Annotated in this window: 26 protein-coding genes and 1 tRNA gene; 15 read left to right on the forward strand and 12 right to left on the reverse strand. The window is 63.3% G+C overall.

Going from position 1 to position 25,692, the window contains the following annotated elements; all coding sequences use genetic code 11:
• Nucleotides 1-83: 83 nt before the first annotated feature.
• Nucleotides 84-1,640, forward strand: coding sequence for an amidohydrolase family protein (locus IEV75_RS04215; RefSeq protein WP_188451310.1), 1,557 nt, complete (start codon nucleotides 84-86; stop codon nucleotides 1,638-1,640).
• Nucleotides 1,641-1,911: 271 nt separating this feature from the next.
• Here IEV75_RS04215 and IEV75_RS04220 read toward each other — a convergent pair whose 3' ends face one another.
• On the reverse strand, nucleotides 1,912-2,448 hold the full coding sequence (locus tag IEV75_RS04220) for a hypothetical protein (protein ID WP_188451311.1): 537 nt from the start codon (nucleotides 2,446-2,448) through the stop codon (nucleotides 1,912-1,914).
• A 118-nt stretch (nucleotides 2,449-2,566) separates the two neighbouring features.
• On the opposite strand from IEV75_RS04220, the gene IEV75_RS04225 reads away from it, so the two are divergent.
• Nucleotides 2,567-3,043, forward strand: a complete 477-nt coding sequence (locus IEV75_RS04225) for a hypothetical protein (RefSeq protein ID WP_188451312.1) — start codon at nucleotides 2,567-2,569, stop codon at nucleotides 3,041-3,043.
• Here IEV75_RS04225 and IEV75_RS04230 read toward each other — a convergent pair.
• Genes IEV75_RS04230 through IEV75_RS04250 form a run of 5 tightly spaced genes read right to left on the reverse strand, consistent with a single transcriptional unit; the run spans nucleotide 3,021 to nucleotide 10,432 of the window.
• Nucleotides 3,021-4,130 (reverse strand): YkvI family membrane protein, encoded by a 1,110-nt coding sequence (locus tag IEV75_RS04230; RefSeq protein ID WP_188451313.1) that lies wholly within the window; start codon nucleotides 4,128-4,130, stop codon nucleotides 3,021-3,023. The genes IEV75_RS04225 and IEV75_RS04230 overlap by 23 nt on opposite strands.
• A complete protein-coding gene (locus IEV75_RS04235; RefSeq protein WP_188451314.1) occupies nucleotides 4,127-5,167 on the reverse strand; it encodes an N-acetyltransferase DgcN family protein in 1,041 nt (346 codons plus the stop codon). Before IEV75_RS04235 ends, IEV75_RS04230 begins: the two co-directional genes overlap by 4 nt.
• Nucleotides 5,167-6,183, reverse strand: a complete 1,017-nt coding sequence (locus IEV75_RS04240; protein WP_188451315.1) for a dipeptide epimerase — start codon at nucleotides 6,181-6,183, stop codon at nucleotides 5,167-5,169. Before IEV75_RS04240 ends, IEV75_RS04235 begins: the two co-directional genes overlap by 1 nt.
• Before the next feature lie 18 nt (nucleotides 6,184-6,201).
• Nucleotides 6,202-8,199: a serine hydrolase domain-containing protein gene (locus IEV75_RS04245; protein WP_188451316.1), complete on the reverse strand. Its 1,998-nt coding sequence runs from the start codon at nucleotides 8,197-8,199 to the stop codon at nucleotides 6,202-6,204.
• A 22-nt stretch (nucleotides 8,200-8,221) separates the two neighbouring features.
• Complete coding sequence (locus IEV75_RS04250) at nucleotides 8,222-10,432, reverse strand: TonB-dependent receptor (RefSeq protein ID WP_188451317.1); 2,211 nt, start codon at nucleotides 10,430-10,432, stop codon at nucleotides 8,222-8,224.
• A gap of 311 nt (nucleotides 10,433-10,743) precedes the next feature.
• On the opposite strand from IEV75_RS04250, the gene IEV75_RS04255 reads away from it, so the two are divergent.
• Entirely contained in the window at nucleotides 10,744-11,388 is a 645-nt protein-coding gene (locus IEV75_RS04255) for a helix-turn-helix domain-containing protein (protein ID WP_188451318.1), read from the forward strand.
• Nucleotides 11,389-11,460: 72 nt separating this feature from the next.
• Here the strand turns inward: IEV75_RS04255 and IEV75_RS04260 are convergent.
• Nucleotides 11,461-11,550 (reverse strand) — tRNA-Ser (locus tag IEV75_RS04260).
• A 314-nt stretch (nucleotides 11,551-11,864) separates the two neighbouring features.
• Here IEV75_RS04260 and IEV75_RS04265 point away from each other — a divergent pair.
• The 12 genes from IEV75_RS04265 (at nucleotide 11,865) to IEV75_RS04320 (ending at nucleotide 21,589) form a co-directional block, all read left to right on the forward strand.
• Entirely contained in the window at nucleotides 11,865-12,536 is a 672-nt protein-coding gene (locus tag IEV75_RS04265; RefSeq protein ID WP_188451319.1) for a 50S ribosomal protein L21, read from the forward strand.
• A gap of 46 nt (nucleotides 12,537-12,582) precedes the next feature.
• Nucleotides 12,583-12,852 carry a 50S ribosomal protein L27 gene (gene rpmA / locus IEV75_RS04270; protein ID WP_188451320.1) on the forward strand — a complete coding sequence of 90 codons (270 nt, stop codon included), beginning with the start codon at nucleotides 12,583-12,585 and terminating at the stop codon, nucleotides 12,850-12,852.
• A 157-nt stretch (nucleotides 12,853-13,009) separates the two neighbouring features.
• Nucleotides 13,010-13,570, forward strand: a complete 561-nt coding sequence (locus IEV75_RS04275; protein WP_188451321.1) for a GNAT family N-acetyltransferase — start codon at nucleotides 13,010-13,012, stop codon at nucleotides 13,568-13,570.
• Nucleotides 13,571-13,609: 39 nt separating this feature from the next.
• Nucleotides 13,610-14,668 (forward strand): GTPase ObgE, encoded by a 1,059-nt coding sequence (obgE, locus tag IEV75_RS04280; protein ID WP_188451322.1) that lies wholly within the window; start codon nucleotides 13,610-13,612, stop codon nucleotides 14,666-14,668.
• A complete protein-coding gene (locus tag IEV75_RS04285) occupies nucleotides 14,665-15,285 on the forward strand; it encodes a nicotinate-nucleotide adenylyltransferase (RefSeq protein ID WP_188451323.1) in 621 nt (206 codons plus the stop codon). Before obgE ends, IEV75_RS04285 begins: the two co-directional genes overlap by 4 nt.
• 38 nt (nucleotides 15,286-15,323) lie before the next feature.
• Nucleotides 15,324-16,340, forward strand: a complete 1,017-nt coding sequence (gene egtD / locus IEV75_RS04290) for an L-histidine N(alpha)-methyltransferase (protein WP_188451324.1) — start codon at nucleotides 15,324-15,326, stop codon at nucleotides 16,338-16,340.
• 42 nt (nucleotides 16,341-16,382) lie between these two features.
• Nucleotides 16,383-16,784, forward strand: a complete 402-nt coding sequence (gene rsfS / locus IEV75_RS13945) for a ribosome silencing factor (protein ID WP_188451514.1) — start codon at nucleotides 16,383-16,385, stop codon at nucleotides 16,782-16,784.
• Between the two features lie 7 nt (nucleotides 16,785-16,791).
• Nucleotides 16,792-17,259 carry a 23S rRNA (pseudouridine(1915)-N(3))-methyltransferase RlmH gene (locus tag IEV75_RS04300; RefSeq protein ID WP_188451325.1) on the forward strand — a complete coding sequence of 156 codons (468 nt, stop codon included), beginning with the start codon at nucleotides 16,792-16,794 and terminating at the stop codon, nucleotides 17,257-17,259.
• Between the two features lie 11 nt (nucleotides 17,260-17,270).
• Complete coding sequence (locus tag IEV75_RS04305; protein ID WP_188451326.1) at nucleotides 17,271-18,482, forward strand: murein hydrolase activator EnvC family protein; 1,212 nt, start codon at nucleotides 17,271-17,273, stop codon at nucleotides 18,480-18,482.
• A 15-nt stretch (nucleotides 18,483-18,497) separates the two neighbouring features.
• Nucleotides 18,498-19,793: a S41 family peptidase gene (locus IEV75_RS04310; protein ID WP_188451327.1), complete on the forward strand. Its 1,296-nt coding sequence runs from the start codon at nucleotides 18,498-18,500 to the stop codon at nucleotides 19,791-19,793.
• A 141-nt stretch (nucleotides 19,794-19,934) separates the two neighbouring features.
• Complete coding sequence (locus tag IEV75_RS04315; RefSeq protein ID WP_188451328.1) at nucleotides 19,935-21,095, forward strand: divergent polysaccharide deacetylase family protein; 1,161 nt, start codon at nucleotides 19,935-19,937, stop codon at nucleotides 21,093-21,095.
• Nucleotides 21,092-21,589 carry an RNA pyrophosphohydrolase gene (locus tag IEV75_RS04320; protein WP_188451329.1) on the forward strand — a complete coding sequence of 166 codons (498 nt, stop codon included), beginning with the start codon at nucleotides 21,092-21,094 and terminating at the stop codon, nucleotides 21,587-21,589. Before IEV75_RS04315 ends, IEV75_RS04320 begins: the two co-directional genes overlap by 4 nt.
• A 59-nt stretch (nucleotides 21,590-21,648) precedes the next feature.
• Here the strand turns inward: IEV75_RS04320 and IEV75_RS04325 are convergent, their stop codons facing one another.
• The 5 genes from IEV75_RS04325 to IEV75_RS04345 all read right to left on the reverse strand — a co-directional run bounded on the left by IEV75_RS04325 (nucleotide 21,649) and on the right by IEV75_RS04345 (nucleotide 25,676).
• Entirely contained in the window at nucleotides 21,649-22,056 is a 408-nt protein-coding gene (locus tag IEV75_RS04325) for a F0F1 ATP synthase subunit epsilon (RefSeq protein ID WP_188451330.1), read from the reverse strand.
• A gap of 67 nt (nucleotides 22,057-22,123) precedes the next feature.
• Complete coding sequence (locus IEV75_RS04330; protein WP_188451331.1) at nucleotides 22,124-22,978, reverse strand: hypothetical protein; 855 nt, start codon at nucleotides 22,976-22,978, stop codon at nucleotides 22,124-22,126.
• Between the two features lie 121 nt (nucleotides 22,979-23,099).
• A complete protein-coding gene (gene atpD / locus IEV75_RS04335; protein ID WP_188451332.1) occupies nucleotides 23,100-24,539 on the reverse strand; it encodes a F0F1 ATP synthase subunit beta in 1,440 nt (479 codons plus the stop codon).
• A 76-nt stretch (nucleotides 24,540-24,615) separates the two neighbouring features.
• On the reverse strand, nucleotides 24,616-25,500 hold the full coding sequence (locus IEV75_RS04340; RefSeq protein WP_188451333.1) for a F0F1 ATP synthase subunit gamma: 885 nt from the start codon (nucleotides 25,498-25,500) through the stop codon (nucleotides 24,616-24,618).
• Nucleotides 25,501-25,529: 29 nt separating this feature from the next.
• Nucleotides 25,530-25,676: a hypothetical protein gene (locus IEV75_RS04345; RefSeq protein ID WP_188451334.1), complete on the reverse strand. Its 147-nt coding sequence runs from the start codon at nucleotides 25,674-25,676 to the stop codon at nucleotides 25,530-25,532.
• Between the last annotated feature and the right edge of the window lie 16 nt (nucleotides 25,677-25,692).

Genomic DNA, 25,692 nt, shown 5'->3' on the forward strand with positions numbered 1-25,692 from the left:
GCCCGCGTGCGCAAACAAACCTGACAGGGCCAATTTTCTCTGATAAGAGAATTGGTAGAGAAAATGAAAACGGGGAGACCGGCATGACTGGTATCATCACAAAGCTTGCCCTGGCGGGCGCTCTGGCCTTCAGTCCGGCCGCGCTTGCACAGGACTACGACATTGTCCTGAACAATGGCCGCGTCATTGATCCGGAGACGGGTCTTGATGCCATCCGCCATGTCGGCATTCGCGGTGATGAGATAGCCACCATTTCCGAAACCCCGCTTGAGGGCGCGCGCACGATTGACGCCACGGGCCGCATCGTGGCGCCGGGCTTTATCGATCTGCACGGGCACGGACAGAATACGCCGTCAGGGCGCATGCAGGCGCTGGACGGGGTAACCACCACACTGGAACTGGAGTCCGGCGTGCTCCCCGTTGCCGAGTTTTACGAGAGTGCCGCCGAGGAAGGGCGTCCGATCAATTACGGTGCGGCGGCCAGCTGGGCCCATGCGCGCATCGCGGCGGTCATGGACGTCGAGCCCGATGCGGACACATACTGGTTCTTCCGCTATATCGGGGATCCGCGCTGGCAGACGGAGCTGGCCGACAATGAGCGCCTGTCGACCATATTGCGCCACATCAATACCGGACTGGAAGAAGGCGGGCTGGGGATCGGCATTCTTCTGGGCTATGCGCCGGGGGTCAGCCGGTCCGAATACCACGCGGTCAACGCGCTCGCGGCGGCGCGCGATGTGCCGACCTTCACCCATGCCCGCTTTTTGAGCGCCATCGAGCCGCAAAGCTCCTATGAGGGCTTTCAGGAAATGGTGGCCGTTGCGGCGAGCACCGGCGCACACATGCATATCAGCCACCTCAACTCCATCAGCCTTTCGGACATTGACCGCATTGCGGAAATGATCGAGGGCGCACAGGCCAATGGGGTGAACATCACGGTGGAGGCCTACCCTTACGGCGCGGGCGCAACCGGCATTGGCGCTGCGATGTTCCGGGGCGAGAACTGGCGCGAGCGCATGGGCGGGATCGAGTATTCCGACTTCACCGTACAGGGCGTGCCGCTCGACGAGGAACGCTTTAACGAGCTGCAGGAAAACGCGCCTGGCACCGGCATTGTCGTCCATTTCCTGAACCCCGATGAACGCCCCGAGCACCAGGCCTATCTTGACCGCTCCATTCTCTTCCCCGGCGGGGCCATCGCGTCTGATGGCGGGCCCTGGGCCGTCGGCAGCGACCGCCTGACCGGCGATATCTGGCCGATCCCGGAAGATGCCCACTCCCACCCGCGCAGCGCGGGCACATATGGCCGCTTCCTGCGCATCTATGCGCGAGAGCGCGGCGTGATCGACTGGCCGGAAGCGGTCGCCAAGGCGAGCTTCTATCCTGCCCGCATCCTCTCTGACGCCGTGCCGCAAATGCGCCGCAAGGGCCGCCTGCAAGCGGGCATGGACGCCGATATCGTGGTGTTCGACCCCGAAACGGTCGCTGACCGCGCCACGTTTGAACGGCCCGCTCAGGCGTCAGTCGGCTTTGAGTATGTGATCGTCAACGGCACGGTACTGGTCGATGGTGGAGAGCTCGACACCTCGGTCCTGCCCGGCCGCCCGGTCAGGGGAACCGTGGCAAGCGGGGCGGAGTAGGGGTTAGGGCCTGTCCTGACGAAGGTTTCGGGCGCGGCGCGAAGCGGATTTTATGTCTGAGAAGGAGAGACGACCGCCGTGGAGCACTCCTCCACAAGGGCGGCTCGACGCCGTCAGGCGCAAAATCCGCCGCGTCCTTGGGGATGTGGGCCAGATCGCCCGTTTCATCGTCGCGAACCCTTGAAAGGGGACGGCCCTTTCTGCGGCTTCCCTCCTTGAACCGGACAATCTGGCCCGACACCGCGCCTCAAACCCTTCGTCAGGAGAGGCCCTAGCCGGCGATCCCCCAGCGGGCAAGGCAAGGGGCGCTCTCCTCGTCGGGGATCGCCACCCGGACCAGTTCGAGCTGGATATCGTTCAGTTCCCAGCACGGATCGTGGGACAATAGCGGCTCATCGGGATTGCTGGCCTTGCGCAGGCGATAGCCGTGATAGGCCACCTCGCCTGCCACCTCGAAGCGCGGCATGTTCCGGGCTGCGGCGAGCGCGCGTTCATCCCGTTCCCCGCTGACCTGCCATCGCCGGTAGCCTGTTTGAAGCCGGGAATAATCCACATGCTCATAGCCGGTAGAGATGGCGAAGCGCCATTCGTCACTGGCTATTTCGCAATCAATAGCGTCAAGATTGCCTTGCCAGGCTGCATCGTAAAGTGCGTGAGGATCAGGCCAGTTCGCGCACACTGCCTCGTGAAGGAGCCGCGCCGCCTCCATTTCCGGTGTCTCTTCCCAGAGTGGTTCGCGCGCTTCCTCAGCAACACAGCCTGCAACAGCAAACAGACCGGCGAAAGCCGCGTGAAGTGCTGGTTTCATGACCCTGTCCCCGCCGGAATTCCTGCAAGTTCTTCAAATGAAAGGGCGCACACGCAACTAATCCGCCCCCTCCTGCTCCGGCTCAATAATGCGCAGCCTAATAGTGGAGGCCTGCAATATGAACCCTGTTGCCAAGAACCCGAAACAGCCGCCATCCGAGCCGCCTGTCTGCGCACGGATAAAGCGCAATATCCAGCTCGATAGTGCCCTGCAAGCACAAGCGGGCCGGGACTGGAGGAGAGCTGAGCAGTCTCTCGTCGCCATTGAAGCCGAGATACCGGCACTACGCGCCGAGGTTCGCAGGCTGGAGACATTATCGGTTCTGCCCCACAACCCTGTACCGCCACGCCGACCAGGTCGGCTGGTGGGCGTGCTTCAGGAGGCACCGGGTGCGGGCGCGGCTGCGTTGGCCAGCCAGCTTGGCAATGCTCGGAGCAGACTGGCTCAAGCTGAACGCCGCAGAAGCACCCTGCAGGCAGAGATATCTCAAGCTCGCAATGATCTGAGCCGCCTTGAACGGAACATGGAGAACAACGTCGCCGAATTCCACGCCAATGGATGCGAAGGCCGCCCTATGAACTGGGTGCGCCACTAGCCTCACGCGCCATCCGCATCAGCTTCCAGATGCCGAGCGTCAGGAGTGGCAGGACGAAGACGGCGATGATCGCGAAGGCCAGCAAGCGGTATCCATTGGCGATCAGCGCGATGAGGCCGAACCGGTCTGCGATAACCATGGCCGCGAGCAGCAATGCTGATGTGATGACCAGGCGCGTGCGCACGCCAATGGGCTGCGGACGCACAGCCGAGATGCGTTCATTGACGGCATGCACGGCGCTGACGCTTGTTTCCACCAGCGCGACGAAGACCATGAACTGGAACGCCATCTGGAAGACCGGAGAGCCGAGGCGCTCAAGGATATAGTTTGACGGGAGCGCCGCGCCGGAGATTTCCGGGTAGAAGGCAATCATGCAGGCGAAGAAGAGAAGCGCCGGCAGGGCGGCGAGCGGCCCTGCAAGGGCGCCTGCAATCACAGCATCCTTGCGGCTCGTCAGATGGCGCAGCATAGGCAGAATCACCACCGCGCCGACCACGTTATAGCCCGCATAGGTGATGCCGCCCGACACCCAGCCCGTGGCCGGAATGCCGGCATCAAGGCCGGCGAGGATATCCCCGCCAAATTGGGTGAAGCACATCACCACGAAGACGAGATAGACGAGATAAAGGAAGAGCGAGGCGTATTTGAACAGCCGCTCCACGCTTTCCTGACCCAGCGCGGTAAAGACAAGGATGGAGAGCGCCAGCGCGGCAGAGCCAACCAGGTTTGGCAGACCGAAGAGCGCTGCGCCGATCTCGCCTGCTGCCGCGCCGAAAACGGCCAGAATCAGGAACAGGAAGAGCAGGTAGGCGATCTCGAAAAGCGGCCAGAAGGGCCCGAGCAACGCCTTGAAGAAGGCGAGGTAATTGCCGCTGCGCGTGGCATGGGCAAAGACGAAGGTGAGCGCGCATACGCCGCTCCACAGCGCCGTGACCAGCGCCAGCCCCAGCAGTCCGCCCAGCGGGCCGGATGGCATGAAATATTCAACCAGCTCACGGCCCGTGGCGTAGCCGCCTCCAATCACCACCGCCTTGAAGGCGAGGCCCGGCAAGATCAGGCGTTGAAAGAGGCTTGGCGCCGCACTCATTGGGCAAGGGCTGCTTCGGGTTCCAGGCACGCCTCGACCAGCTGGTCAAAGGCTGCACCTCCCCGGATCGGATCGGCGCAGGGAAGGCCGGTGCGGCGGCTTTCCGCCTCTATCGCCCGGCGCGCCTCGTCGTCGGACAGCTTCGAGGTGTTCAGGCTGATCCCGCCAATGCGCACATCCGGGTTCACACGGCGCGCATGCATCAGGTTGAGCTCTATCACCTCCTCTATCGACGGGATCGGGTAGAAGCCGTCAAGGCCGATGATCCGCTTGCGTCCGGCCTCATGGCAGACGACCAGCACGTCGGGCTGGCTGCCATGCAGCAGGCCCAGCGACACGCCGGCATAGGAGGGATGAAAGAGCGAACCCTGTCCTTCAATGATATCCCAGTGATCGGCGGGCGCATCGGGCGACAGCGCCTCGGCGGCGCCCGCGAGAAAATCGCTTACCACCGCATCCATCGGGACACCGCCGCCAGCGATGAGAATGCCGGTCTGGCCGGTTGCGCGGAAGGTCGCCCTGGCCCCGAGACGTGAGAATGCCTGGGTCAGCGCCAGCGCGGTGTATTTCTTGCCCAGCGCGCAATCGGTACCGACAGTCAGCAGACGTTTGCCCGTGCGCTTGCGGCCGGTGCCGAGCGGCAGGCCGGCAGGCGGCTTTCTGACATCGATGAGCTGGCGGCCCAGCCGGTCGGCCGCGCTTTTTAGCTCGGCAACACTGGCGAGGGGCATATGCATGCCGGAAATGATGTCGAGACCGGCCTCCATCGCTTCAAGCAGGGCGGGAATCCAGGCCGGGCGCAGAGCCCCGCCCATGGTTGCCGCACCGATCACGAGAGACCGGGCGCCTGCGCGCGCAGCCTCTGCCGGGGCCATTACAGGCAGGCCCAGACGCAACGGATTTCCTGGCAAGGCCCACTCGGCCACACACTGGTCCGGCACCCAGTCCCGCAATCCGGCCGCCGTCTTCGCGTAGGACAGGTCCGTGACATCGCCCAGGAACAGAAGATAGGGCCTTGGAAGGGTCAGAACGCTCATCAGGCCGCTTTCCTTTCCGGCAAGCCCCACCCGCGCGGCGGGCATGCAAGATAGCCGTTTTGATAGATGGCCGCCGGATCCCGGTCGGCAGACAGATGCCACGGGCCATCCAGGTCCACGACATCACACAGCTGGCCCACGATCGCAGCCGGGCCGCATGACAGCGATGTGCCGACCATGTTGCCAACCATGACGCCAAGCCCGTGCTCGCGCGCAAGACGCGCCATTTTCAGGCCTTCGGTCAGCCCTCCGGACTTATCAAGCTTGATATTGATTACGTCATATATGGCGGCCAGCCGGGGGATGTCCGCACTGGTTTGCGCGCTTTCATCCGCGGCCAGCGGAATGGGCGAGTTGAGTCCGGTCAGACTGTCATCGGCACCGATCCGGCAGGGCTGCTCCAGCAGGCTTACCTTTTCTTCGATCAGCGTTGGCAGCAGCGCCTCTGTCCCTGCCCGGTCGAATGCCTGATTGGCATCCACTCCGATCCAGACCCCTGGAGCCGCCGCCCGTACGGCGCGGACACGCCCGGCATCAAGGCCGTCACCGATGAGTTTCAGCTTGAGCGCCCTGACCTGCGTGAGGCCAGCCGCCTTGGCGCCCATGGCCTCGGGCGTATCGGCCCCCAGCGTGAAAGTGGTGAGCAGGTCGGACGGTTCGGACAAGCCTGCGAGCTTCCAGGCCGGCTGACCGGATTCCTGTGCTTCCAGGTCCCACAGCGCGCAATCCACGGCATTGCGTGCGCCGCCCGCTGGCAGAAGCGCCTGCAATTCCTCGCGGGTAATGCCTTGCTCAATCCTGGCCCGGACGGCCTCGATCTGGGCCAGCATGCTGGCTCCGGTCTCGGCGTGGTAATAAACGCCCGTCGCCTCACCCCGGCCCCGGTGACCTGCACGCGCAAGGGTGCAGACCACCAGATCCACCTTGTCCATCACATGTCCCGTGATGCGGAATGGCGTTTTCAGGCGGACCGGCTCGATCCCGGCCGACAGGGAAAGCGGCGTGGCAACTGACATGACTGGTAAGGCCCCTTCCTAGTAGGTCAGACCGAAGTTGAAGAAGCCGGCGGCGGCAACGAACCAGATCATCACCAGCGTGGAGGCCAGGAGCACGAGGCTCCACAGCTTCGCAAACCAGCTGGCAGCCCCGGTCCACACGACGAACACGTTCCACACGGCGACCAGCAGCGCCAGGAACGGCAGGACCGCCATGAACTGCATGAACATGAGTGCGCCATCCAGGCGGCCGTCCAGCCTGTTGAGTTCAGACATCATGTAGGTCATGAGGAACAGCCAGCCGCCAGCGTGCAGCAAGGGCAGAAGCGCGCCGACATTGGACAGCCTGTAGGCCATTGCCTGACGGCCGGACAGCGCGAACGGCTTCCCGAACCGCCAGCGGACAATGGCACGTACCGGCCAGAACAGCACGGTCAGCAGAAGCGCGGCAGCGGCAAATCCCGCCAGCGGCATGAGAAGCGCGCCATTGCGCCACCACTCAACAGGCGTGAACATCATGAAGGGCGCAAAGAAGGCGGCCGAGAACATCTCCACCTCACCATCCTCGTTGATGCGCGCAGACAGGCGCTCGGCGCCATTCACCTGCTGCCAGACGAATGGCTCCACCTCACGAAAGCGCAAGGGCGTGCCGGCCGCGTCCGTCAGGATGGACAGGCTGATTTCATGGTCTTCATTCATCGACACGCTGGGCTGGCCAAGAAGGGCCGTCGCCGCCACGAAATTCTGGTGAGCGCGCCGGGAGATCACGTAATTGCCGACCAGCATGCGGCCATGTTCCTCGGCCGTATCGAGCGTGGGACGCTCCTCCTGCGACTCAGGCGGGAAGTAGCGGTCGGTGAACCCCTCGAACAGAGCCTGGCGGATGCGGCCCGGCGCCCCGCCGCGGCCGGAACTGTTCATGGAGATATACAGCCCGACACCGTGATCGAGATAGAGGTGCAGGTTCGAGTGAAAGAGCGTCGTATCTCCGCCATGGCCGATGATGCGGTGGCCATTGCGGTTCTGTTCGTAGAAGCCGAGCAGCATGGCATTGACGGCCGGAAGCTTGCGATCAGCCGTCGTGTGCATCTGCTCGGCCGTCTCCGGGGAGAGCAGCCCCTCACCGCTGTTAAGGTGGGCAATCATGAAACGGCCCATGTCATGGCCGCTTGCTGACATCGAACCGGCCGGCGCTGGTGTCACGATCTCGAAGTCACGCCCTTCGCCATCCGAGCCACGCATATAACCCGACGACATCAGGCCTTGCAGATGTTCGGGAAGAGGCTGACGCATGGAGGAATACTCCATACCGAGCGGCGCGAAGATGTGCTCGTCGACATAGTCGTCAAAGCTCTGGCCCGACACTTCTGCCACGATATGCCCGGCCAGCGCGGTACCGTAATTGGAGTAGGCGGGCACTTCCCCTGCAGGGTAAACAGCTGCGGGGATGTTGTTGCGCACATATTCGTCCAGCGGCTGAAGCCGCTCCGGATCTTCCATTATCAGGGCGCGCACCTGCTCACCCCAGCCGGGCGTGTGGGTGAGGAGGTGACGCATGGTGATCGGGCGTTCAACGCCGGTCACCTCGAAGTCGAGATAGGTGTTGATGTCAGCATCAAGATCGATCAGCCCGTCCTCGACCAGCTGCATGACGGCGGTCCAGGTTATCAGCTTGGAGATCGAGCCGGGGCGGAAGAGCGTGGTTTCGGGATCGATGAGCGCGCCCGTTTCGACATCGGCATAGCCATAGCCGCGCGAGAGCAGGATCTCTCCATCGGCCACCACGGTGATGATAGCCCCGGCTATGTCACCCTGCGCGAGCGCGTATGGCATGAAGCCATCGAGCCAGGTTTCCAGGTCAGCCGGATCGATGACACCGGATGTGGCTGCAGGAACCGCTTCCTGTCCGGGAAGCTCGGGCAGTTCCACCTGCTCGTCTTCGCGCGGATCGACATCCGGCACCTGGGCGCCGGCAGCGGCCAGACCGAGGCTGGACAGCAGCGCAGCGAGCGCGCCCCGCATCGCGTACTTCATCATCGTGTTTCCTTCCCGCCTGGATCTAGCGGCTGACACTCAGCACAAGGCCGACTGTACGCGGCTGGAGAAGCGTGCCCATTACGAACACCGGCACACCCAGCGCATTGGTCATGCGCGTGCCGCTGACATAGACATCCTCGTCGGTCAGATTGCGCGCGTAACCACGCAGAGACCAAGTCCCGTTGGTGATCTCGGCATTAAGATCGACGGAATGGTAGCTGTCCAGCACCATGTAGGTGGCGCTGGCCGGATAGGAGACATTGCGGTCGCCGACCCAGCGCACCCCGCCGCCCACACGGGCATCCCAGCCATTCTGCAGCGCCCAGTCATAGTCGGCCGTCACCGAGTAATTGTAACGTGGAACACCGGGCAGACGATCACCGTTCACGCCGGAGAGGTCGGGAGCGTCGGCGGTCAGCTCCGCATCGGTCAGGCCGGCGTTGAAGCCGAGGCGTAGCCCGTCCGTAGGAGCCACGACCGCCTGAAACTCGATACCGCGTGACCGGGCCGTATCGCCATTGATCAGACCACCAACACCGCCAATAACGCTGCTGAGCTGGATATCCTCCCACTCGATCCAGTAGGCCGTCGCCTCGATAAGCGCGCGTCCATCCCAGAAGTCGGATTTGACGCCCACTTCATAGTTGACCAGCCGGTCAGCATCGACCTGTGGCGGCATGCCCAGAAGGGCCACGTTGGGGCCACCCGGCCGATAGCCGCTGGCGATCCGGCCATAAAGCATGGTCTGGTCGGTGACGTCATAGGTCGCGTTCAACATGTAGGTGAATACGTCTTCCGATGACTCACCGGTGAAGTTGGTGGCTCCGCCCACCAGTGCACCATCAGATATCTGGGCAAAATCCTGCTCGTTGCGAGCAAGCCTTCCCCCAAACCCGACCATCAGCCGGTCGGTCAGATCGAAGCTGGCGTTTCCGAATACCGCATACTCTTCATAAGACGACGGAAGACTGACCACAGCTGCAGGGTGAAGCCCGGGAATGATTACCCCCGCCATGTCGGTGGCCGACACAAACTGCCGGTTTTCACTTTCCTCGTTGGTGTAGAAGGCACCGATCAGCCACTGCCAACGGCCGTCGCCAGCCGATGTGAGGCGGAATTCTTGTGTGTATTTCTCAAGATCAAGGAACAGGTTGAACTCCGACAGGCCTTCTGGCACCGCCCCGCCCGTCAGAAGCGGGAAAATGGTACCGAAAATCCGCGACGCGTCGGTGTCCTGCCGGTTTTGCGTATTCGAGAAACTGGTGATCGATGTGAGACCGGCAAAGCCGAGATCCCAGTTCAGCCGCGCGGCATAATAGCGCTCACGCTTCGCGAACGGTTCAGCAATGATATTGCGGGTCGTGCGCGGACCGCTAATCGTCTCAAGGGTTACCGGATCCAGGTAAACCTGCCCATTATTGGCAGAGTCGATGTCCTGAAACATCGCCGACAGGTTGATTGTGAAATTGGCTGAAGGCTCCAGGAAGAGCGCGACCCTCCCGCCGGTCTGCGTCAGCTCATTTTGATCATTCTCACCAGTAAAAGTGTTGTCGACATAGCCTGGCGTCTCACGCGTGAATAGGCTGGCGCTGAACGCCGCATTGTCGGCCAGCGGCACGTTCACCCGTCCGCGCGCGCCATAGCCCAGCGAGCCGGCATCGGCCACGGAGAACAGCTCGCCAGCCATCTGCACGGAAAGGCCGGAGGGATCGGGAGTGCGCGTGACATAGCGCAAAAGGCCGCCCATGGCGCTGGCTCCATAAAGCGTGCCTTGCGGACCACGCAGGATTTCCACTCGCTCAATATCATTGGGAAACAGATCAAGCGCGAAGGCGGGTGAGCGCGAATAATTCGAGCTGCCTCCCAGCGGCGAGTCGTCAATATGCGTACTGACAGTCGCCCCGGCCCCGATCGGAGCAATACCGCGCAGCGTTATCGATGTCTGACCAGGACTGCCGCCACTGCCGATATTCACGCCGGGAACATAGGCCGCAAAATCCACCAGCGAACCTGCACCGGAGTTGATGAGCCGCTCGCCCGAGACCACGCTGATCGACACCGGAATGTCGGTGATCGCTTCCTCACGCTTTTGCGCGGTAACGATGATGATGTCACGCACCTGCGAGGTGGCGACGGCTTCGTCCTCAGATGCGTCCTGGAAAGCGAGTGCCGGTGCGCAGATGGCCATGGCAGCCGTGCCCAGAAGCCCCGCACGAAGTGAATTCCTGATCATGATATATTCTCCCCTCCTGAACTTTGCGTTCATGGTTGCGCCCTGACAGGATGACTGCCGCAGAATCGGCGTGCGGCGGCTATCAGATCAGGTCTGTGTATCCAAAGTCGGTCCCGATAGGAGAATTGTCAACGAAATTTTCTGATCAGGACATTTATACTCTGCCTGTGGCGTTGGCCCTGTGTCATCCGGGCCTTGTCTCCCATGGCACAACGCCTTTGACAGGACATTTGCAAGTCCCGGATGGAAATCGGTTTTCCGAACCGGCGTGTTCTGGTTATTTTGGGAATCAGATCAATCAGGGGCCCGCAATGAACAATTCTGCCGCCGACACCCACACGACACTCGGTCAGGTCGTGCGCGCCATACGGCAGCGTAATGGCTGGACCCTGAAAGAGATGAGCGAGCGCTCCGGCATCCCGCTATCCACCTTGTCAAAGATCGAGCATGACCGGCTGACCCTGACCTATGACAAGCTATTGCAGCTCAGCCAGCGGCTGAACATCCCGCTGTCGGACCTGTTCAGCGTGCCGGCTCAGGAAAGCGCGCCGGCCACCGCCGGACCGGTGACCGGGCGCCGCGCGAAGGGCACGCTGGACACCGGCATGCGCGTGGAGACGGACAATTACGACTATTTCTATCTGTGCACCGAGCTGCGCAAGAAAAGCATGATCCCCATCTTCACCAAGGTACGCGCCCGCTCGGTGGAGGAGTTCGGCGAGCTGATCCGCCATGGCGGGGAAGAGTTCATCTTCGTGCTTGAAGGCCGCGTGGAGGTGCATACCGAATTCTATGATCCGGTCGTGCTGGAGAAATGGGAATCCTTCTATCTCGACAGCTCGATGGGCCACGCCTACCTGGTCGGCGAAGGATGCGACGAGGCGCTGATCGTGGGCGTGTGCGGCGGGGATGAACGCATCGACGTGGAAAGCCTTGTCCATATCGGCGCGAAATAGACAGGGTGCGGGCGTCACCCGTGCCATAGGTACAATCCGTTACCTATGTCCCGGGGCCGTACAAGCAGTACGTGGCGGAGAGGGAGGGATTCGAACCCTCGGTACCCGTAAAGGCACAACGGTTTTCGAGACCGCCCCGTTCGACCACTCCGGCACCTCTCCGCGAAGCGGCGGAAACTAGCGGCAAGCCTCGCGCCCTGCAAGCGGGGAATGTGCATGAAAAGCGGCTGGCAAAAAGGGGCGGCGGCGGCCCGGTGGGGATCACCGGCGAGCCCTGCTCATGAAGGCGCTGCAGCACGCGCGCGATTGACTCAAGGGCGCTCATAGGTGTAAGTGCGCGCCTCTGTTGCCCGCCTCAGGCCTTGAGTGCGGGCGCTTTGTTTTGACAACGCCATCTTGCAAAGAAGCTGGCGAAGAAAAAGGGCAAGGCTTCCAAAGGGTTTGGGAGATCTGGCCGTAGAAAAGGTGATCAAGAGATGTATGCGGTAATCAAGACCGGCGGGAAGCAGTACAAGGTGGCCGAGGGCGACCGTCTCGTCGTGGAAAAAATCGAGGGCGAAGCTGGCGACCAGGTCGTATTCGGCGAAGTTCTGATGCTGGGCGGCGAAAGCGGCGTGACCGTGGGCAGCCCGCTGATCGACGGCGCGCAAGTGATCGGCGAGCTGGTGGAAGTGCGCAAGGGCGAGAAAGTCATCGTCTTCAAGAAGCGCCGCCGCCAGAACTACCGCCGCACCAAGGGTCACCGCCAGTGGGAAGCCTTCGTGTCGATCTCCGAGATCGTGCTGCCGGGCGCCAAGCCGAAAACAGCTGCCAAGGCGAAGGCCAAGCCGGCCGCAAAATCTGAGGACGCGCCAGCCAAGGCTGCGCCCAAGGCTGCTGCGCCCAAAGCTGCCGCGAAGGCTGAAAAGCCTGCCGAGAAGGCCGCACCGAAAGCCAAGGCAGCGGGCAATGATGATCTGACCCAGCTCAATGGTGTGGGCCCGGCCTATGCCAAGAAGCTGAACGCCGCCGGCGTGACCAGCTTTGCGCAGGTCGCCAGCTGGAAGGCTGCCGATCTGGACGCGCTGGACGCGGAAATCCCCGGCATCAAGGCGAAAGCTGAGACGGGCGACTGGGTGAAACAGGCCAAGGAACTGGCGAAGGGCTAAGCCCCGCGCCGTTCCGATAGCAGACAGAATCTGAGGAGAGCAGACAATGGCTCACAAGAAGGCAGGCGGTTCATCCCGCAACGGACGCGACAGTGAAGGCCGGCGCCTTGGCGTCAAGAAGGCCGGCGGTCAGGCCGTGATTCCGGGCAATATCATCATTCGCCAGCGCGGCACGAAGTATTACCCCGGCGCCAATGTCGGCATGGGCAAGGATCACACCCTGTTCGCCCTTACCGAAGGCAAGGTGGAGTTCAACCGCAAGAAGGACGACCGCATGTATGTGTCGGTCGCCCCGCTTAGCGACGCCGCCGAATAGGGGTTTTCCCACGCTTCAGGCCGGGATCGCCCTTCGCAAGAAAAGGTGATCCCGGGCAGCACTGGCTGCAAAAGCTCTGAGAAGGGAGCGGGATCATCCCGCTCCCTTTTTCGTTGCGCCGGTTTTCCTTCTTCCGGCCAGCGCTCTGGAGGCCGTCATGCTGCAAGGCGCCATGACACCAGACTGGACACGCCCGCTGGAGAGCGAGCGGTTATCCTTGCGCACGCTCACACTGGAGGATGCAGGCTGGATTTCGGCCGGCACGACCAACCGCAAGGTCACCGACATGACCGGGCGCATCCCCTATCCCAACCCGCCTCTGGGCGCCGAGCTCTACGTGCTCACCTGCCGCGCGGCGGAAGCCAACAGAGGCGACAGGGTGCGGGCAATCATCCGCAACGATGACGGGGCCGGCTTGGGGATGATTGGCCTGCATCCACGCAAGGATGACGCATGGGAGTTTGGCTACTGGCTGGCAGAACCCTTCTGGGGCCAGGGCTATGCCAGCGAAGCGGCTGGTCTGTTGCTACAAGCTGCCGATGCGGCCGGCATCACGCCCATCGTCGCCGGGCATTATGCTGACAATGCCGCCTCGGGGCGTGTTCTGGAAAAGTGCGGCTTTGTCTATACCGGTGAAGTGGTCAACGCCTTCTCCAGCGGACGCATGGCATCGGCGCCCTGCCCGCGCATGGTGCGCAACTGCGCCAGCGCGTTATAACCGGACCTCAAAGTCCCATTTTCAGAGTTCACACACCCCATGAAATTTCTCGACCAGGTCAAAGTCTTTATCGCGTCAGGCTATGGCGGGCCGGGATGTGTCTCGTTCCGGCGGGAGAAATATGTCGAGTTCGGCGGCCCCGATGGCGGGGATGGCGGCAAGGGCGGTGATGTCTGGGCCGAAGCGGTCGACGGGCTCAACACGCTCATCGACTACCGCTACAAGCAGCACTTCAAGGCCCAGCGCGGCATTAATGGCGCGGGCGCCAACCGTACCGGCGCCGATGGCGAGGACGTGGTTCTGAAAGTGCCGGTCGGCACGCAGATTCTCGATGAAAACAACGAGGAAGTGCTGGCTGACCTGACCGAGGCAGGGATGAAGGTGCTGCTGGCGCGCGGCGGGCGGGGCGGCAAGGGCAATGCCCATTTCAAGACCTCGCGCCAGCAGGCACCGCGCCATGCCCAGCCCGGCGAAGAAGGCGAGGAGCGCTGGCTGTGGCTGCGCCTGAAACTCATTGCCGATGCCGGACTGATAGGCCTGCCCAATGCGGGCAAATCAACCTTCCTGTCGGCCTGCAGCCGGGCCAACCCGAAAATTGCCGCCTATCCGTTCACCACCCTGCACCCCAATCTGGGCGTGGTCGATACCGGCGAGGGCAAGCGCTTTGTGCTGGCCGATATTCCCGGCCTGATTGAAGGCGCGCACGAGGGCGCAGGCATTGGTGACCGCTTCCTCGGCCATATCGAGCGCTGCGCGACGCTGGTGCATCTGGTCGATGCGGGCGGGGAGGATCCGGTAGCGGCCTATGATGTCGTGCGCGGAGAGCTGGAAGCCTATGGGGCAGGCCTGACAGAAAAACCGGAAATACTGGTTCTCTCGAAGATGGAGACGGTGAGCTCAGAACGTCTGGAAGAGCTGAAGGCGGAGCTGGCAGGCCTGGCAGACGGCGACATTGCCGTGGTCTCGGCCGTTACGGGTGAGAATATGCGTCCGCTGCTATACCGGATCGAGGCGGCCATCGAGGGCAAACGTGCGGCAGACAAGGCCGAGGCGGAACGTCTCGCGCGCGGCGGCGAGGACGATAGCTGGGCGCCATGAACCATACGCCAGTGACGCCACGCTTTGCGGCCGGCAAGGCGGAGACACTCGCTCCGGGCATGGCAGTGGGGCTTTACGGGGGCAGTTTTGATCCGCCCCATGCCGGCCACCGCCATGTGGCCCTGACGGCGAAGAAGCGTCTGGGGCTCGATGCGGTATGGTGGCTGGTGGCACCACAAAATCCGTTGAAGGCAGCTGCTCCGGCGACGCTGGAAACCCGGATCGCGGCGATCTCGGCCCTGATCCCGGAGCCCGGCCATGTCGTGAGTACGATCGAGGACCGTCTCGGCACCCGCTACACGATCGACATTATCCGCCATCTGACGACACGATATCCGCAGGTGCGCTTCGTGTGGATCATGGGGGCCGACGGGCTTGGCAGCTTTCACCGATGGGGCCATTGGCGGGAAATCGCCGCGCGTGTGCCGATATGCGTGATTGCGCGCGGCGGGACACCGCTGAAATGGCGGCTGGGCAAAGCAGCGCGCCAGCTGTCACATGCGCGTGTCCAGCCTTCTGCCGCCACAGCTCTTGTGAAACGCGGCGCGCCGGGCTGGACTTATATTACCGCGCCATTACATGCTGAGGCGTCCTCGCTCTTGCGCCGGGGGCGCTAGCCTCCCCCACCCGAAGCTGACCCCCTCAAAGACCTGCCATGAACGACACATCCCAAAGAACCGGCGAGGCGTCCGGCCTGTCCTTCTATGAGGACATGCATCCCCCGGCGGCCGATTTCCGGGCCGACATTCTGGCGGGCCTGTCGAAACCGCAAAAGGCCCTCCCGCCCAAATACTATTATGACGAGGAAGGCTCGCGCCTGTTCGATGCCATCACCGAGCAGCCCGAATACTATGTGACTGGCACGGAACTGGACTTGCTGCGCGCGATCGGCCCGGAATTGGCGGCGCTGGCAGGCAAGGGGGCGGTTGTTCTGGAGCCCGGTGCCGGGTCCAGCGTGAAAATCCGTACGCTGCTGGACGCGCTGCACAGCCCGGCAGCCTATGTCGGCATGGATATTTCGGGCGATCATGTACGCGCGGCGTGCGAGGCACTGGCCGCCGATTATCCGGGGCTGGAAATCGGCGCGCTCTGCCACGACTTCACGCAAGCGCTCGACATTGACGCCCTGCCTCTGTCGGCAGAAGCGCGCGCGGGGCGCCGTGTCGTGTTCTTCCCGGGATCGACGATTGGCAATTTTGAACTGATAGACGCGCTCGGCCTTCTGAAAACCCTGCGCACCTGGCTGCGCGATGGTGATGCGCTGCTGATCGGCACGGACATGCGCAAATCTTCCGAGACGCTTGAAGCCGCCTATGACGACAAAGCTGGCGTCACGGCCGCGTTCAACCTGAATCTGATTGCCCGGATCAACCGGGAGCTTGACGGCAATATCGATGCAGAGGCGCTGCAATACCGCGCATTCTGGAACCCGTACCGCTCACGCGTCGAGATGTATCTGGAAGCGCTGCGTGACATGCACTTCACGGTTGCCGGCAAGAGCTTCGTGATCCGCAAGCATGAAACCATACACATGGAAAACTCCCATAAATTCACGCTGGACACGTTTCATGACCTCGCAGCGAAAGCCGGCTTGCAATCGCGCAAGGCGTGGGTTTCCGCGCATGAACCCTTTTCCATGCACTGGCTCGAACCGGCGGGCGAAGCGTGCTAGGGTGCTGTCTCTGGTCCAGCCCAACAAACAGGAGCTCCGGCACTGCCCGTCGAACGCCAACGCAATGATACTGCGCCCGCCCCGGTAAGCCTCAAAGGCGGCCGGGAGCAAAGTGAAGCCCTTGAGGCCCTCGTCGTCAAAACGCTTGATGATGACAAGGCAGAGGAAATCGTATCCATCGATCTGACCGGCAAGTCGCCCGTTACCGATTTCGTGGTTATCGCGAGCGGACGGTCGAACCGCCATGTCGGTGCCCTAGCCGACCATTTGCTGCAGGCTCTCAAGGAGAGCGGGCACGCCCACGCAAAGGTCGAGGGCCTGCAGGCTGCCGACTGGGTACTGATTGATGCCGGAGATGTGGTCGTCCACCTTTTCCGCCCGGAAGTGCGCAGCTTCTACGATCTGGAGAAAATGTGGGGCGGGGCGCCGGAAACGGCGGCCTGATCCACACTTGCGCATCGAGATCCGGGCCATTTCCCGTATCCGTCCGGGGCCTGAGCGCAGCCTGGTCGACAGTTATATCGAGCGCGCCAACCATCATGGCCGGTCAACCGGGCTCGGCCCTGTCACGGAACGTGAATTTGATACACGCAGCCTGACCGGCGCGCCGGCGGAGACCCGCGCCCTCACCGAAAACCTGCCATCGGGCGTGGTGATTGCGCTGGACGAACGCGGCAAGCAGATGAACTCGCGCGTATTCTCCTCCCTGCTCGGGCGGGAGCGCGATCAGGGCACGCGCGACATGATCTTTCTTATCGGCGGCGCAGACGGGTTCGATCATGACGCCCTGCCTGCGCACGCCCGGCTGCTTTCCTTCGGACAGATGGTCTGGCCGCACAAGCTGGTCCGGGTCATGCTGGCCGAACAGCTATACAGGGCTGCCGCGCTCCTCGCAGGCACGCCCTATCACAGGGACTGATACATCCGGCCATGTCCGTCCTGTTTCTTGCCATCGCCCTCTTGCAGACCCCGCCCGATCCCCGGGAGATCGAGGCGATGGAAGAAACCGCACGCGAAACCCGCGCGATCAGCCAGGCACGCGAGGCGGAAGCCGACGCGCTTCGCCGGGAGATTGCCGACCTGCAAGCAAGGCTGGTCGAGGCCGGCTCACGGGTTCAGGCGCGCGAGGCCGACGCCGGCGCAGCGGAAGCCCGGCTGGCCGAGCTGGAGGCCGAGGAAAGCAGTCTGCGCGCACGGCTGGCTTTGGAGCGCGAGAGCCTTGCCGACGTGCTGGCAGCCCTGCAGCGGCTGGAAATGAACGCGCCGCCGGCGCTGGCCGTCAGCCCGGATGATGCCAGCGAGGCGGCACGCGCGGCCGGACTGCTGGCGGCGATAGCGCCCGAGCTGGAGCGGCGCGCCAGCGCCCTTCGCACCGATATCGAGGCATTGGCACGCTTGCGCGAGGAACTCTCCGGCCAGCGCGAAACCGTCGAGGCTGCGCGCGATGCGCTGGCCACTGTACGTGCGCAGGTCGAGGCCCTGATCGCTGAGCGGCGCCAGGCAGAGGCCGCCTTGCGGCGCGAGGCCGGGGATCTGGCCAGCCAGGCAGCCCGGATTGCTGCCGAGGCCCGGTCCTTGCGTCAGCTCTGGGAAGAGATCACCCGGCTGGCAGACATATCACCCAGACTGTCACCCTTGCGTGAACGCCGCGCCGCGATGATGGCGGACGTCGCCATGCTGGAAGGTGAAACCCTGCTATCGGCACTGCCGGTGGAAACCGCCGCCGCAGGGCCGGGGTTTGGCGATATGCGCGGGCGCCTCAGGCCGCCCGTGGAAGGGCGTGTCGCCAGCCGTGCAGGAGAGCCCGGCCCTGATGGAATCCGCCGCGACGGGCTCTGGCTTGACGCCCGCAGCGGCGGGCAGGTGTCAGCGCCATTTGACGGCGTGGTGGTTTTTGCAGGACCGTTCCAGAGCTTTGATGCGGTGCTGATGATCAATACGAGTGACGGCTATACCCTTATTCTCGGCGGAATTGGCCTGCTTTATGCTGAGGAAGGGCAAAGTGTGCTGGCGGGAGAACCCGTCGGACTCATGCCGGAGCGTGAAAATCCGCCGCCTCGCCTATATTATGAGGTAAGACGGGGTACCGGTACCGCAGAAAACCCCGAAAACTGGCTGAGAGCCGAGTATCGGGGCCGCTGACAGACAGGACGAGACATGCGCTTGCACATTATCGCTTCGGCCATCGCCTTTGGCATTGGCGCCGCAGCTCTGGCCGTTTCGGCACAGGGTGATGATCGCGGCCGCGACGAGACCTTCCGGCAGCTGGAGTTGTTTGGTGACATATTGAGCCGCATCGAGTCCGACTATGTCAGCGATCCAGACCAGGTCGAGCTGATCGAGGCAGCCATTAACGGCATGCTGGGATCACTTGATCCCCACTCGACCTATCTGAACGCCCAGGCATTCCAGGACATGCAGGTCAGCACACGCGGCGAGTATGGCGGGCTGGGCATCGAGGTGACCTTGCGCGATGACTTTGTCACAGTGGTCTCGCCGATAGCGGAAACGCCGGCGGACCGGGCCGGTATCGAGCCGGAAGACCGGATCATTGCCGTGGACGGCGAGTCCATGATCGGGGCGGGCATTGATGTCGCGGTGGAGCGGATGCGCGGGCCTGCAGGCGAGCCGGTGACGATCACCATTGCGCGCGACGGTGTGGAGCCGTTCGATGTCACCATTGTGCGCGCGATTATCGAGGTGCGGTCGGTAATCTACCGCATGGAGGCAAACAATACGCCCTATTTGCGTATCACCACCTTCAACGAACATACGACCGAGGCTGCGGTACGGGCGCTGAATGATCTGCGCGAGGCCAATGGCGGCCCTCTGCCGGGCCTCATCCTGGACCTGCGGTCCAATCCTGGCGGACTTCTGGACCAGTCGGTCTCGGTCTCCGACCTGTTCCTCAGCGGGGGCGAAGTGGTGTCGACGCGCGGACGCGATCCCCGCAATACCTACCGCTTCAACGCACGCCCCGGCGACGTGCTGAACGGCGCGCCGATCGTGGTTCTGATGAATGCCGGTTCGGCCAGCGCGTCGGAGATCGTGGCAGGAGCCCTGCGCGACCGGGAGCGTGCCGTGCTGCTCGGCACCAACAGTTTTGGCAAGGGCTCCATGCAAACGGTGATCCCGCTGCGCGGCGGCCGTGACGGGGCGCTGCGTCTGACAACGGCACGCTATTACACCCCGTCTGGCACCTCGATTCAGGCGACCGGCGTCGAGCCGGACATCCCTGTTGCCTTCCGCCGTCCGCGCGAAGGCGAGGTCGGCCGGTTCAGCGAGGCCAATCTGCGCAACGCGCTGGCCAATGAGGACGGCGCCGAGAGGCGCGAACGCGAAGATATGGAATATCCGCCCGAAGACTGGCCCGAGGACGAGGACTACCAGCTTCACAGGGCCATAGAGCAGCTTTCCAGCATGATGGAGCGGCGCGAAGCCCGCGCCCAGTGAGCGTTTGCCCGGCGCCAGGGCGGTTACTGCGCGTGCATTAACCTTTCCTTACCCCGGCGCATTGAATGGTCTTGAGTGTCAGCGTGCCGGTGAGCTCTCTTCACCGGCACGCCTTCACCCGTTCAGGCCAAACCGGACACCATGCCCGCCCGCCAGACATCCGCCACGCCGCCCCTGCGCAACCCCCTGATTGCGGCCGCCTGCCTGTTCCTCGTTGCCGGGCTGGCGTTCACGGCCATTGTGTTCCTGGCCCCGGCGCCCGAAGCGGGCACTGCGGCACGCACCGCGCTGGACATGCCGGAGGAGGACGCGGCCCCTGTCGAGGTGGCGCAAGTCCCGGCAGCCAGCCCTGTCATCTTCGCCGAAGGGGAAGCCGACGAGACGCTAAGCCTTCCCGGTGTACGCGAAACACAGGACGTTCTGGGCGGCGAGGTCGAACCCCCTCCGGGCAGCAATGCCGCACGCGCGCTGGCGCTGCAGCGCGCATCGAACGTGCCTTATGATGGGCTCTTCGAGGATGGGCCGGGCGGACCGCTTCCCGTGATCGGGCCAGATGGGCGGCGGCCGTCGACCGCCTATGCGCGGGCTTTCGAAGCTGAACCCGGCACGCCCGTGATTGCGGTGATTGTTGGCGGTCTGGGTGTCAGCGAATCCCTGACCGAGGCAGCGATCGAAAGTCTTCCGCCGGAAATCACCCTGTCCTTCGTGCCCTATGCGCGTGACTTGCAGGCCTGGATGAACCGCGCGCGGGCCGCCGGGCACGAGGTAATGATCGAACTGCCCATGGAGCCGTTTGACTACCCCAATAATGATCCCGGCCCGCATACGCTGCTGGCCGATGCAAGCGAGGCGGAGAACATGCGCCGCCTCCACTGGCTGCTATCGCGGGCCTCGGGCTATTTCGGCGTCACCAACTATCTGGGCGCCCGCCTGTCGGGCTCGGAGGCGGCACTTGCGCGTATCTACAGCGAGGCGGACCGGCGCGGGCTGGCCCTGTTCCATGACGGGGCCGGGCGCCCCGGTGGCGCCCCGGGGGCGGCTGCGCGTGCAGGCGTGCCGCTGGCGCTCGCCGACAGGGTGATTGACGCCGATCCCAGCACCCGCGCCATCGACGCCCGGCTTCTGGAGCTCGAGGCGCTGGCCATCCAGAACGGGCAGTCACTGGGCTCCGGGTTTGCCTACCCTGTTACGGTCGGCGCGCTGCAAAGCTGGGCTGAGGGGCTTGAGCGCCGCGGCTATCAGCTGGCGCCGGCCTCCCATGTGGCAAGCATCCGCGCCGGACGCGCAGGTCACGACACATGATCCGCCCACAGGACCCGGCTGCACTGGCGGCATACCGGCCCAATGCCGGCATTGTGCTGTTCAACCGTGAGGGGCTGACCTGGATTGGCCGCCGCTACCGCGAAACCGGGCAATGGGTGTGGCAATGGCCGCAAGGGGGCATGGATGCGGGCGAAGACCCGCAAGCAGCCGCCTATCGCGAGCTGTATGAGGAGACCGGGATCCGCAGCGACCAGGTCGAACTCCTGGGGTCGATCGGGAACTGGCTCTCCTATGATTTCCCGCCGGAGGTTCTGGCCCTGCGCAAGAAGAACTGGAAAGGCCAGCGCCAGCGCTGGTTCGCGTTCCGCTTCCTTGGCACCGACGCCGATTTTGATCTGACGGCCGTGCCGCCGCAGGAGTTCGAGGCATTCCGGTGGGAGACGCTGGAGCGCGTGCCGGAACTGATCATTCCGTGGAAACGGGCTGTCTATGAGGACGTGGTTTCAGCGTTCTCGAAATTCAGCCGCCCCTGAACGCAAAAGGCCCCTGCTTCACGCCGGGGCCCTTGTCCTGAGTGCCGGGAAGCAGCGCACTAGTGCTTCAGTTCCATCGCGGCCTGCATCGCTTCCAGCTTGGCGATCTCGGCCTCGGCCTGCTCGCGCTCGCCATCGTCACCGGCATCCTTGGCCCGAAGGCGGGCTGCCTCCAGCTTAGCGCGGATATCGGCGGCATCGAGCGTGGCCAGTTCGGCGGTTTCTTCGGCCAGAATGGTCAGGCCCTGGGGCGTCACTTCGGCAAAGCCGCCATGGATGAAAATGCGGCTGACCGATCCATCGCTATGTACCTCGATCGCGCCGGTACGGATCGTCGCCATGAAAGGCGCGTGATCAGGCAGGACACCGAAATCCCCTTCGGTACCCGGCACCACAACCATGTCCACAGCGCCCGAAAACACGCGCGCTTCGGGGGAAACGAGATCGAATTGGAGTTTGTCAGCCATCTGCCATGCCTTTCGTTCGCGGCTCTCTAGCAGGTAAATCCGTGAATGTGAAATCCCGTTCTGCAAGTCATTCCGACGTATCTGCAAAGCAGGCGCGCACGGGTCCGGCGAGGCGCGAGACCAGCGCACGCATGGTCCCGGTACCATTGCCCTCAAACACCACATGAACGCTTGTGTCAGGGTAGAATCCAGCCGGAATGGTCAGCACTTCATGGTCTGCGCCGGGCGGCAAGGGCGGCGGCGGCGGCGGTGTGCCGTCAGGCGGTCCGTAGGGCGAGAGCGGCAATGACATGGCGGCGATATCGTCGACCGCTTCGCGCACTGCCGGACAGGTATCCTCGCGGACGTCACGCGTGCGTATCAGGCTGTCGAGGCGTTGATGGACGATATCCTCGAGGCCAAAACCGCTGACGAATTCGCGGCTGACCGCCTCAGGCGGCACGTCTTGGCCGGCAAGATAGGCCGCGAACGCCGCACCATTGAACGTGTCAGATACAATGGCGTTGATATCGCTTTCAGCGGCATCGAAGAAGGCAGAGCGATAGCGCCACAGGCACCCGTCAGTGTCATCGCTATAGCCGGAACTGACCGGGCAGGCCTGCTCGAAAGCAAAGTAGAGGCCGTACGGGATCCAATAGCTTGTGGAAACGTAGTGCGGGCCTTCAAGGCCAGTGCGCCAGGCCGTTTCGTCCGTGCTCCAGTCGGGCAGGCGAAGTGCCTCGAAGGCCAGCCGGCGGCGCTCGGCTGTCTGTCCGCGCACCCAATACGTGTAGGCGTACCAGAGACTTTCGGTCGAATAGCCGTCATAGGTGGCCGGCAGGTCCGCAGGCGGGGGCGGAGGCGGGGGCGGTACGCTGGCGTCGAGGGCCGCAGTAATGAGAAGGGCGGTGGCGGCCGCGCAGCAGGCAATCAGGCGGATCATGCATATCTCCCCGTCAGACGCACATAGAGCGCCGGGACGGAGCTGATATCAAGCACCAAAAGAAGAGGCCGGCTCCGAAAAGAGCCGGCCTCTGGCTATATTAAAAAGGAGGGCAGATGGATCAGGCGGCTTCAGCGGCCAGTTTCTGCGCCTTCTTCACCGCGTCCTCGATCGTGCCAACCATGTAGAAGGCCGGCTCGGGCAGGTGGTCGTATTCACCGTCACAGATCGCCTTGAAGCCTTTCACGGTCTCCTCGACCGGCACCTGGATGCCCGGCGAGCCGGTGAACACTTCGGCGACGTCGAACGGCTGGCTGAGGAAGCGCTCGATCTTGCGGGCGCGGGCCACGGTCAGCTTGTCTTCTTCAGACAGCTCGTCCATGCCCAGGATCGCAATGATGTCCTGCAGAGCCTTGTAGCGTTGCAGGATTTCCTGCACGCGGCGCGCGGTCTGATAGTGCTCTTCACCCACGATGCGCGGCTCAAGAATGCGCGAGGTGGAGTCCAGCGGATCCACGGCCGGGTAGATGCCCTTTTCCGAGATGGCGCGGTTCAGCACGGTCGTCGCATCAAGGTGCGAGAAGGTGGTGGCCGGGGCCGGGTCGGTCAGGTCGTCGGCCGGCACGTAAACGGCCTGCACGGACGTGATAGAACCCTTCTTGGTCGAGGTGATGCGCTCCTGAAGGGCGCCCATGTCGGTCGCGAGCGTCGGCTGGTAACCCACCGCCGACGGGATCCGGCCCAGCAGGGCGGACAGCTCGGCACCGGCCTGGGTGAAGCGGAAGATGTTGTCGACGAAGAAGAGCACGTCCTTGCCTTCGTCATCGCGGAAATACTCTGCTTGCGCCAGACCGGAAAGCGCCACGCGGGCACGCGCGCCGGGGGGCTCGTTCATCTGGCCGAACACCAGGGCGCAGCGCGACCCTTCGGTGGAGCCGTCATTTTCCTTGGGATCCTTGTTCACGCCGGACTCGATCATCTCCCAGTAAAGGTCATTACCTTCACGGGTGCGCTCGCCAACACCGGCGAACACCGAGTAGCCGCCGAACAGCTTGGCGATATTGTTGATCAGTTCCTGGATGAGCACGGTTTTGCCCACACCGGCGCCGCCGAACAGGCCGATCTTGCCGCCTTTCGCGTAGGGGCAGAGCAGGTCGATAACCTTGATACCGGTGGGCAGGATTTCCGCCTCGGTGGACTGCTCGTCAAAGTCGGGCGCGGCGCGGTGGATCGGTGCGCGCTTTTCGAACGCGACATCACCTGCCTCATCGATCGGCTCGCCGGTGACGTTGAGGATGCGGCCAAGCGTGCCGGGACCAACCGGAACGGTGATCGGCGAGCCCGTATCAGTGACTTCACCGCCGCGCTGCAGGCCTTCAGTGGCGTCCATCGCGATGGTGCGCACCATGCTCTCGCCAAGATGCTGGGCCACTTCCAGAACCAGCTTCTGGTCGCCATTCATGGTTTCCAGGGCGTTCAGGATCGGCGGCAGACCGCCTTCAAACTTCACGTCGACGACGGCGCCCGTCACCTGTGCGATACGGCCCTTGAGATTGCTCATGATCGTCTCAGCCTCTTTTACCAATCCCCTGCCATTTGCAGGAGGTGTTCTTTTGGATCTGGTTGAACCGTTCAGCCTAGACCGCCTCTGCCCCGGAGATGATCTCCGTAAGCTCGGTGGTGATCTTGGCCTGGCGGGTACGGTTGAATTGCAGGTTCAGCTTGTCGATGAGCTCGCCGGCATTGCGCGTCGCGTTGTCCATCGCGGCCATGCGCGCACCCATCTCGCCCGCAGCGTTCTCCAGCAGGGCCGAAAGAACAACTGTGTCGACATAGCGCGGCAGCAGGGCCGTCAGAATGCCTTCCTCGTCGGGCTCGTATTCGTAGATGGCGCCATTGAGGTCCGGCGCCGGCGCATCAGGATCAATCGCCTCGCGCGCGGGGATAAGCGTGCGCGCCTTCGGCTTCTGGCTGATCACCGAGACAAACTCGGAGCTGATCAGCTCGCACACATCAAATCCGCCGGCGTCAAAGAGCTTGCGGACCTCCTCACCCACGCGCGCGGCGAGGGCTGCGGGGCTTGCAGCGTCTTTCAGCTCCATGGCGCTGACGATACGCTCGCGGTGCAGACGCTTCAGGGCGTCAAAGCCCTTCTTGCCAACCGTGATGATCTTCACGTTCTTGCCTTCGCCGATCAGCGCCGCCACACGCTCGCGGGCCAGACGGGCGATGTTCGTGTTGAAACCACCACACAGGCCGCGGTCGGCGCTGAGCACCAGCAAAAGCACGGTGTCAGACTTGCCGGTACCGGTAAGCAGGCGCGGCGTTTCCGGCCCGGCGACAATGCCATTGGCGAGATTGGCCATGACCTGCGCCATTTTCTGGGCGTAAGGACGGGCCGCCTGCGCGCTATCCTGCGCACGGCGCAGCTTCGCCGCAGCCACCATCTGCATGGCCTTGGTGATCTTCTGCGTGGATTTCACAGAGGAAATCCGGTTCCTGAGGTCCTTGAGACTTGCCATCTGCTAATCGCTACTCCCGAACCATCATGTCAGTTCAGGGCCTGGAAGACGGCGCCGCCGATCTGCGTTCCGAACGCGAAGATCAACACCGCGAGGAGGAAGAGCACCAGCACTGTCAGCGCATTGCGCTCGTGCGGTTTCAGCTTCGCCAGCCAGTCCTTGAATTCCTGTATCATGATGAGTGGTTTCGAT

Origin of the sequence: Glycocaulis albus (genome assembly GCF_014639075.1) — a bacterium.
Taxonomy (GTDB): Bacteria; Pseudomonadota; Alphaproteobacteria; order Caulobacterales; family Maricaulaceae; genus Glycocaulis; species Glycocaulis albus.

Bases quoted from the DNA above. Each gene is read 5' to 3' on its own strand.
- egtD (WP_188451324.1), top strand. From the start codon at position 15,324: ATGAACGACACATCCCAAAGAACCGGCGAGGCGTCCGGCCTGTCCTTC.
- IEV75_RS04305 (WP_188451326.1), top strand. From the start codon at position 17,271: ATGTCCGTCCTGTTTCTTGCCATCGCCCTCTTGCAGACCCCGCCCGAT.
- IEV75_RS04225 (WP_188451312.1), top strand. From the start codon at position 2,567: ATGAACCCTGTTGCCAAGAACCCGAAACAGCCGCCATCCGAGCCGCCT.
- atpD (WP_188451332.1), bottom strand. From the start codon at position 24,539: ATGAGCAATCTCAAGGGCCGTATCGCACAGGTGACGGGCGCCGTCGTC.
- IEV75_RS04345 (WP_188451334.1), bottom strand. From the start codon at position 25,676: ATGATACAGGAATTCAAGGACTGGCTGGCGAAGCTGAAACCGCACGAG.
- IEV75_RS04320 (WP_188451329.1), top strand. From the start codon at position 21,092: ATGATCCGCCCACAGGACCCGGCTGCACTGGCGGCATACCGGCCCAAT.
- IEV75_RS04275 (WP_188451321.1), top strand. From the start codon at position 13,010: ATGCTGCAAGGCGCCATGACACCAGACTGGACACGCCCGCTGGAGAGC.
- IEV75_RS04250 (WP_188451317.1), bottom strand. From the start codon at position 10,432: ATGATCAGGAATTCACTTCGTGCGGGGCTTCTGGGCACGGCTGCCATG.
- IEV75_RS04215 (WP_188451310.1), top strand. From the start codon at position 84: ATGACTGGTATCATCACAAAGCTTGCCCTGGCGGGCGCTCTGGCCTTC.
- rpmA (WP_188451320.1), top strand. From the start codon at position 12,583: ATGGCTCACAAGAAGGCAGGCGGTTCATCCCGCAACGGACGCGACAGT.
- IEV75_RS04235 (WP_188451314.1), bottom strand. From the start codon at position 5,167: ATGAGCGTTCTGACCCTTCCAAGGCCCTATCTTCTGTTCCTGGGCGAT.
- IEV75_RS04315 (WP_188451328.1), top strand. From the start codon at position 19,935: ATGCCCGCCCGCCAGACATCCGCCACGCCGCCCCTGCGCAACCCCCTG.
- obgE (WP_188451322.1), top strand. From the start codon at position 13,610: ATGAAATTTCTCGACCAGGTCAAAGTCTTTATCGCGTCAGGCTATGGC.
- IEV75_RS04310 (WP_188451327.1), top strand. From the start codon at position 18,498: ATGCGCTTGCACATTATCGCTTCGGCCATCGCCTTTGGCATTGGCGCC.
- IEV75_RS04220 (WP_188451311.1), bottom strand. From the start codon at position 2,448: ATGAAACCAGCACTTCACGCGGCTTTCGCCGGTCTGTTTGCTGTTGCA.
- IEV75_RS04255 (WP_188451318.1), top strand. From the start codon at position 10,744: ATGAACAATTCTGCCGCCGACACCCACACGACACTCGGTCAGGTCGTG.
- IEV75_RS04285 (WP_188451323.1), top strand. From the start codon at position 14,665: ATGAACCATACGCCAGTGACGCCACGCTTTGCGGCCGGCAAGGCGGAG.
- IEV75_RS04240 (WP_188451315.1), bottom strand. From the start codon at position 6,183: ATGTCAGTTGCCACGCCGCTTTCCCTGTCGGCCGGGATCGAGCCGGTC.
- IEV75_RS04265 (WP_188451319.1), top strand. From the start codon at position 11,865: ATGTATGCGGTAATCAAGACCGGCGGGAAGCAGTACAAGGTGGCCGAG.
- IEV75_RS04230 (WP_188451313.1), bottom strand. From the start codon at position 4,130: ATGAGTGCGGCGCCAAGCCTCTTTCAACGCCTGATCTTGCCGGGCCTC.
- IEV75_RS04245 (WP_188451316.1), bottom strand. From the start codon at position 8,199: ATGATGAAGTACGCGATGCGGGGCGCGCTCGCTGCGCTGCTGTCCAGC.
- IEV75_RS04330 (WP_188451331.1), bottom strand. From the start codon at position 22,978: ATGATCCGCCTGATTGCCTGCTGCGCGGCCGCCACCGCCCTTCTCATT.
- IEV75_RS04340 (WP_188451333.1), bottom strand. From the start codon at position 25,500: ATGGCAAGTCTCAAGGACCTCAGGAACCGGATTTCCTCTGTGAAATCC.
- IEV75_RS04325 (WP_188451330.1), bottom strand. From the start codon at position 22,056: ATGGCTGACAAACTCCAATTCGATCTCGTTTCCCCCGAAGCGCGCGTG.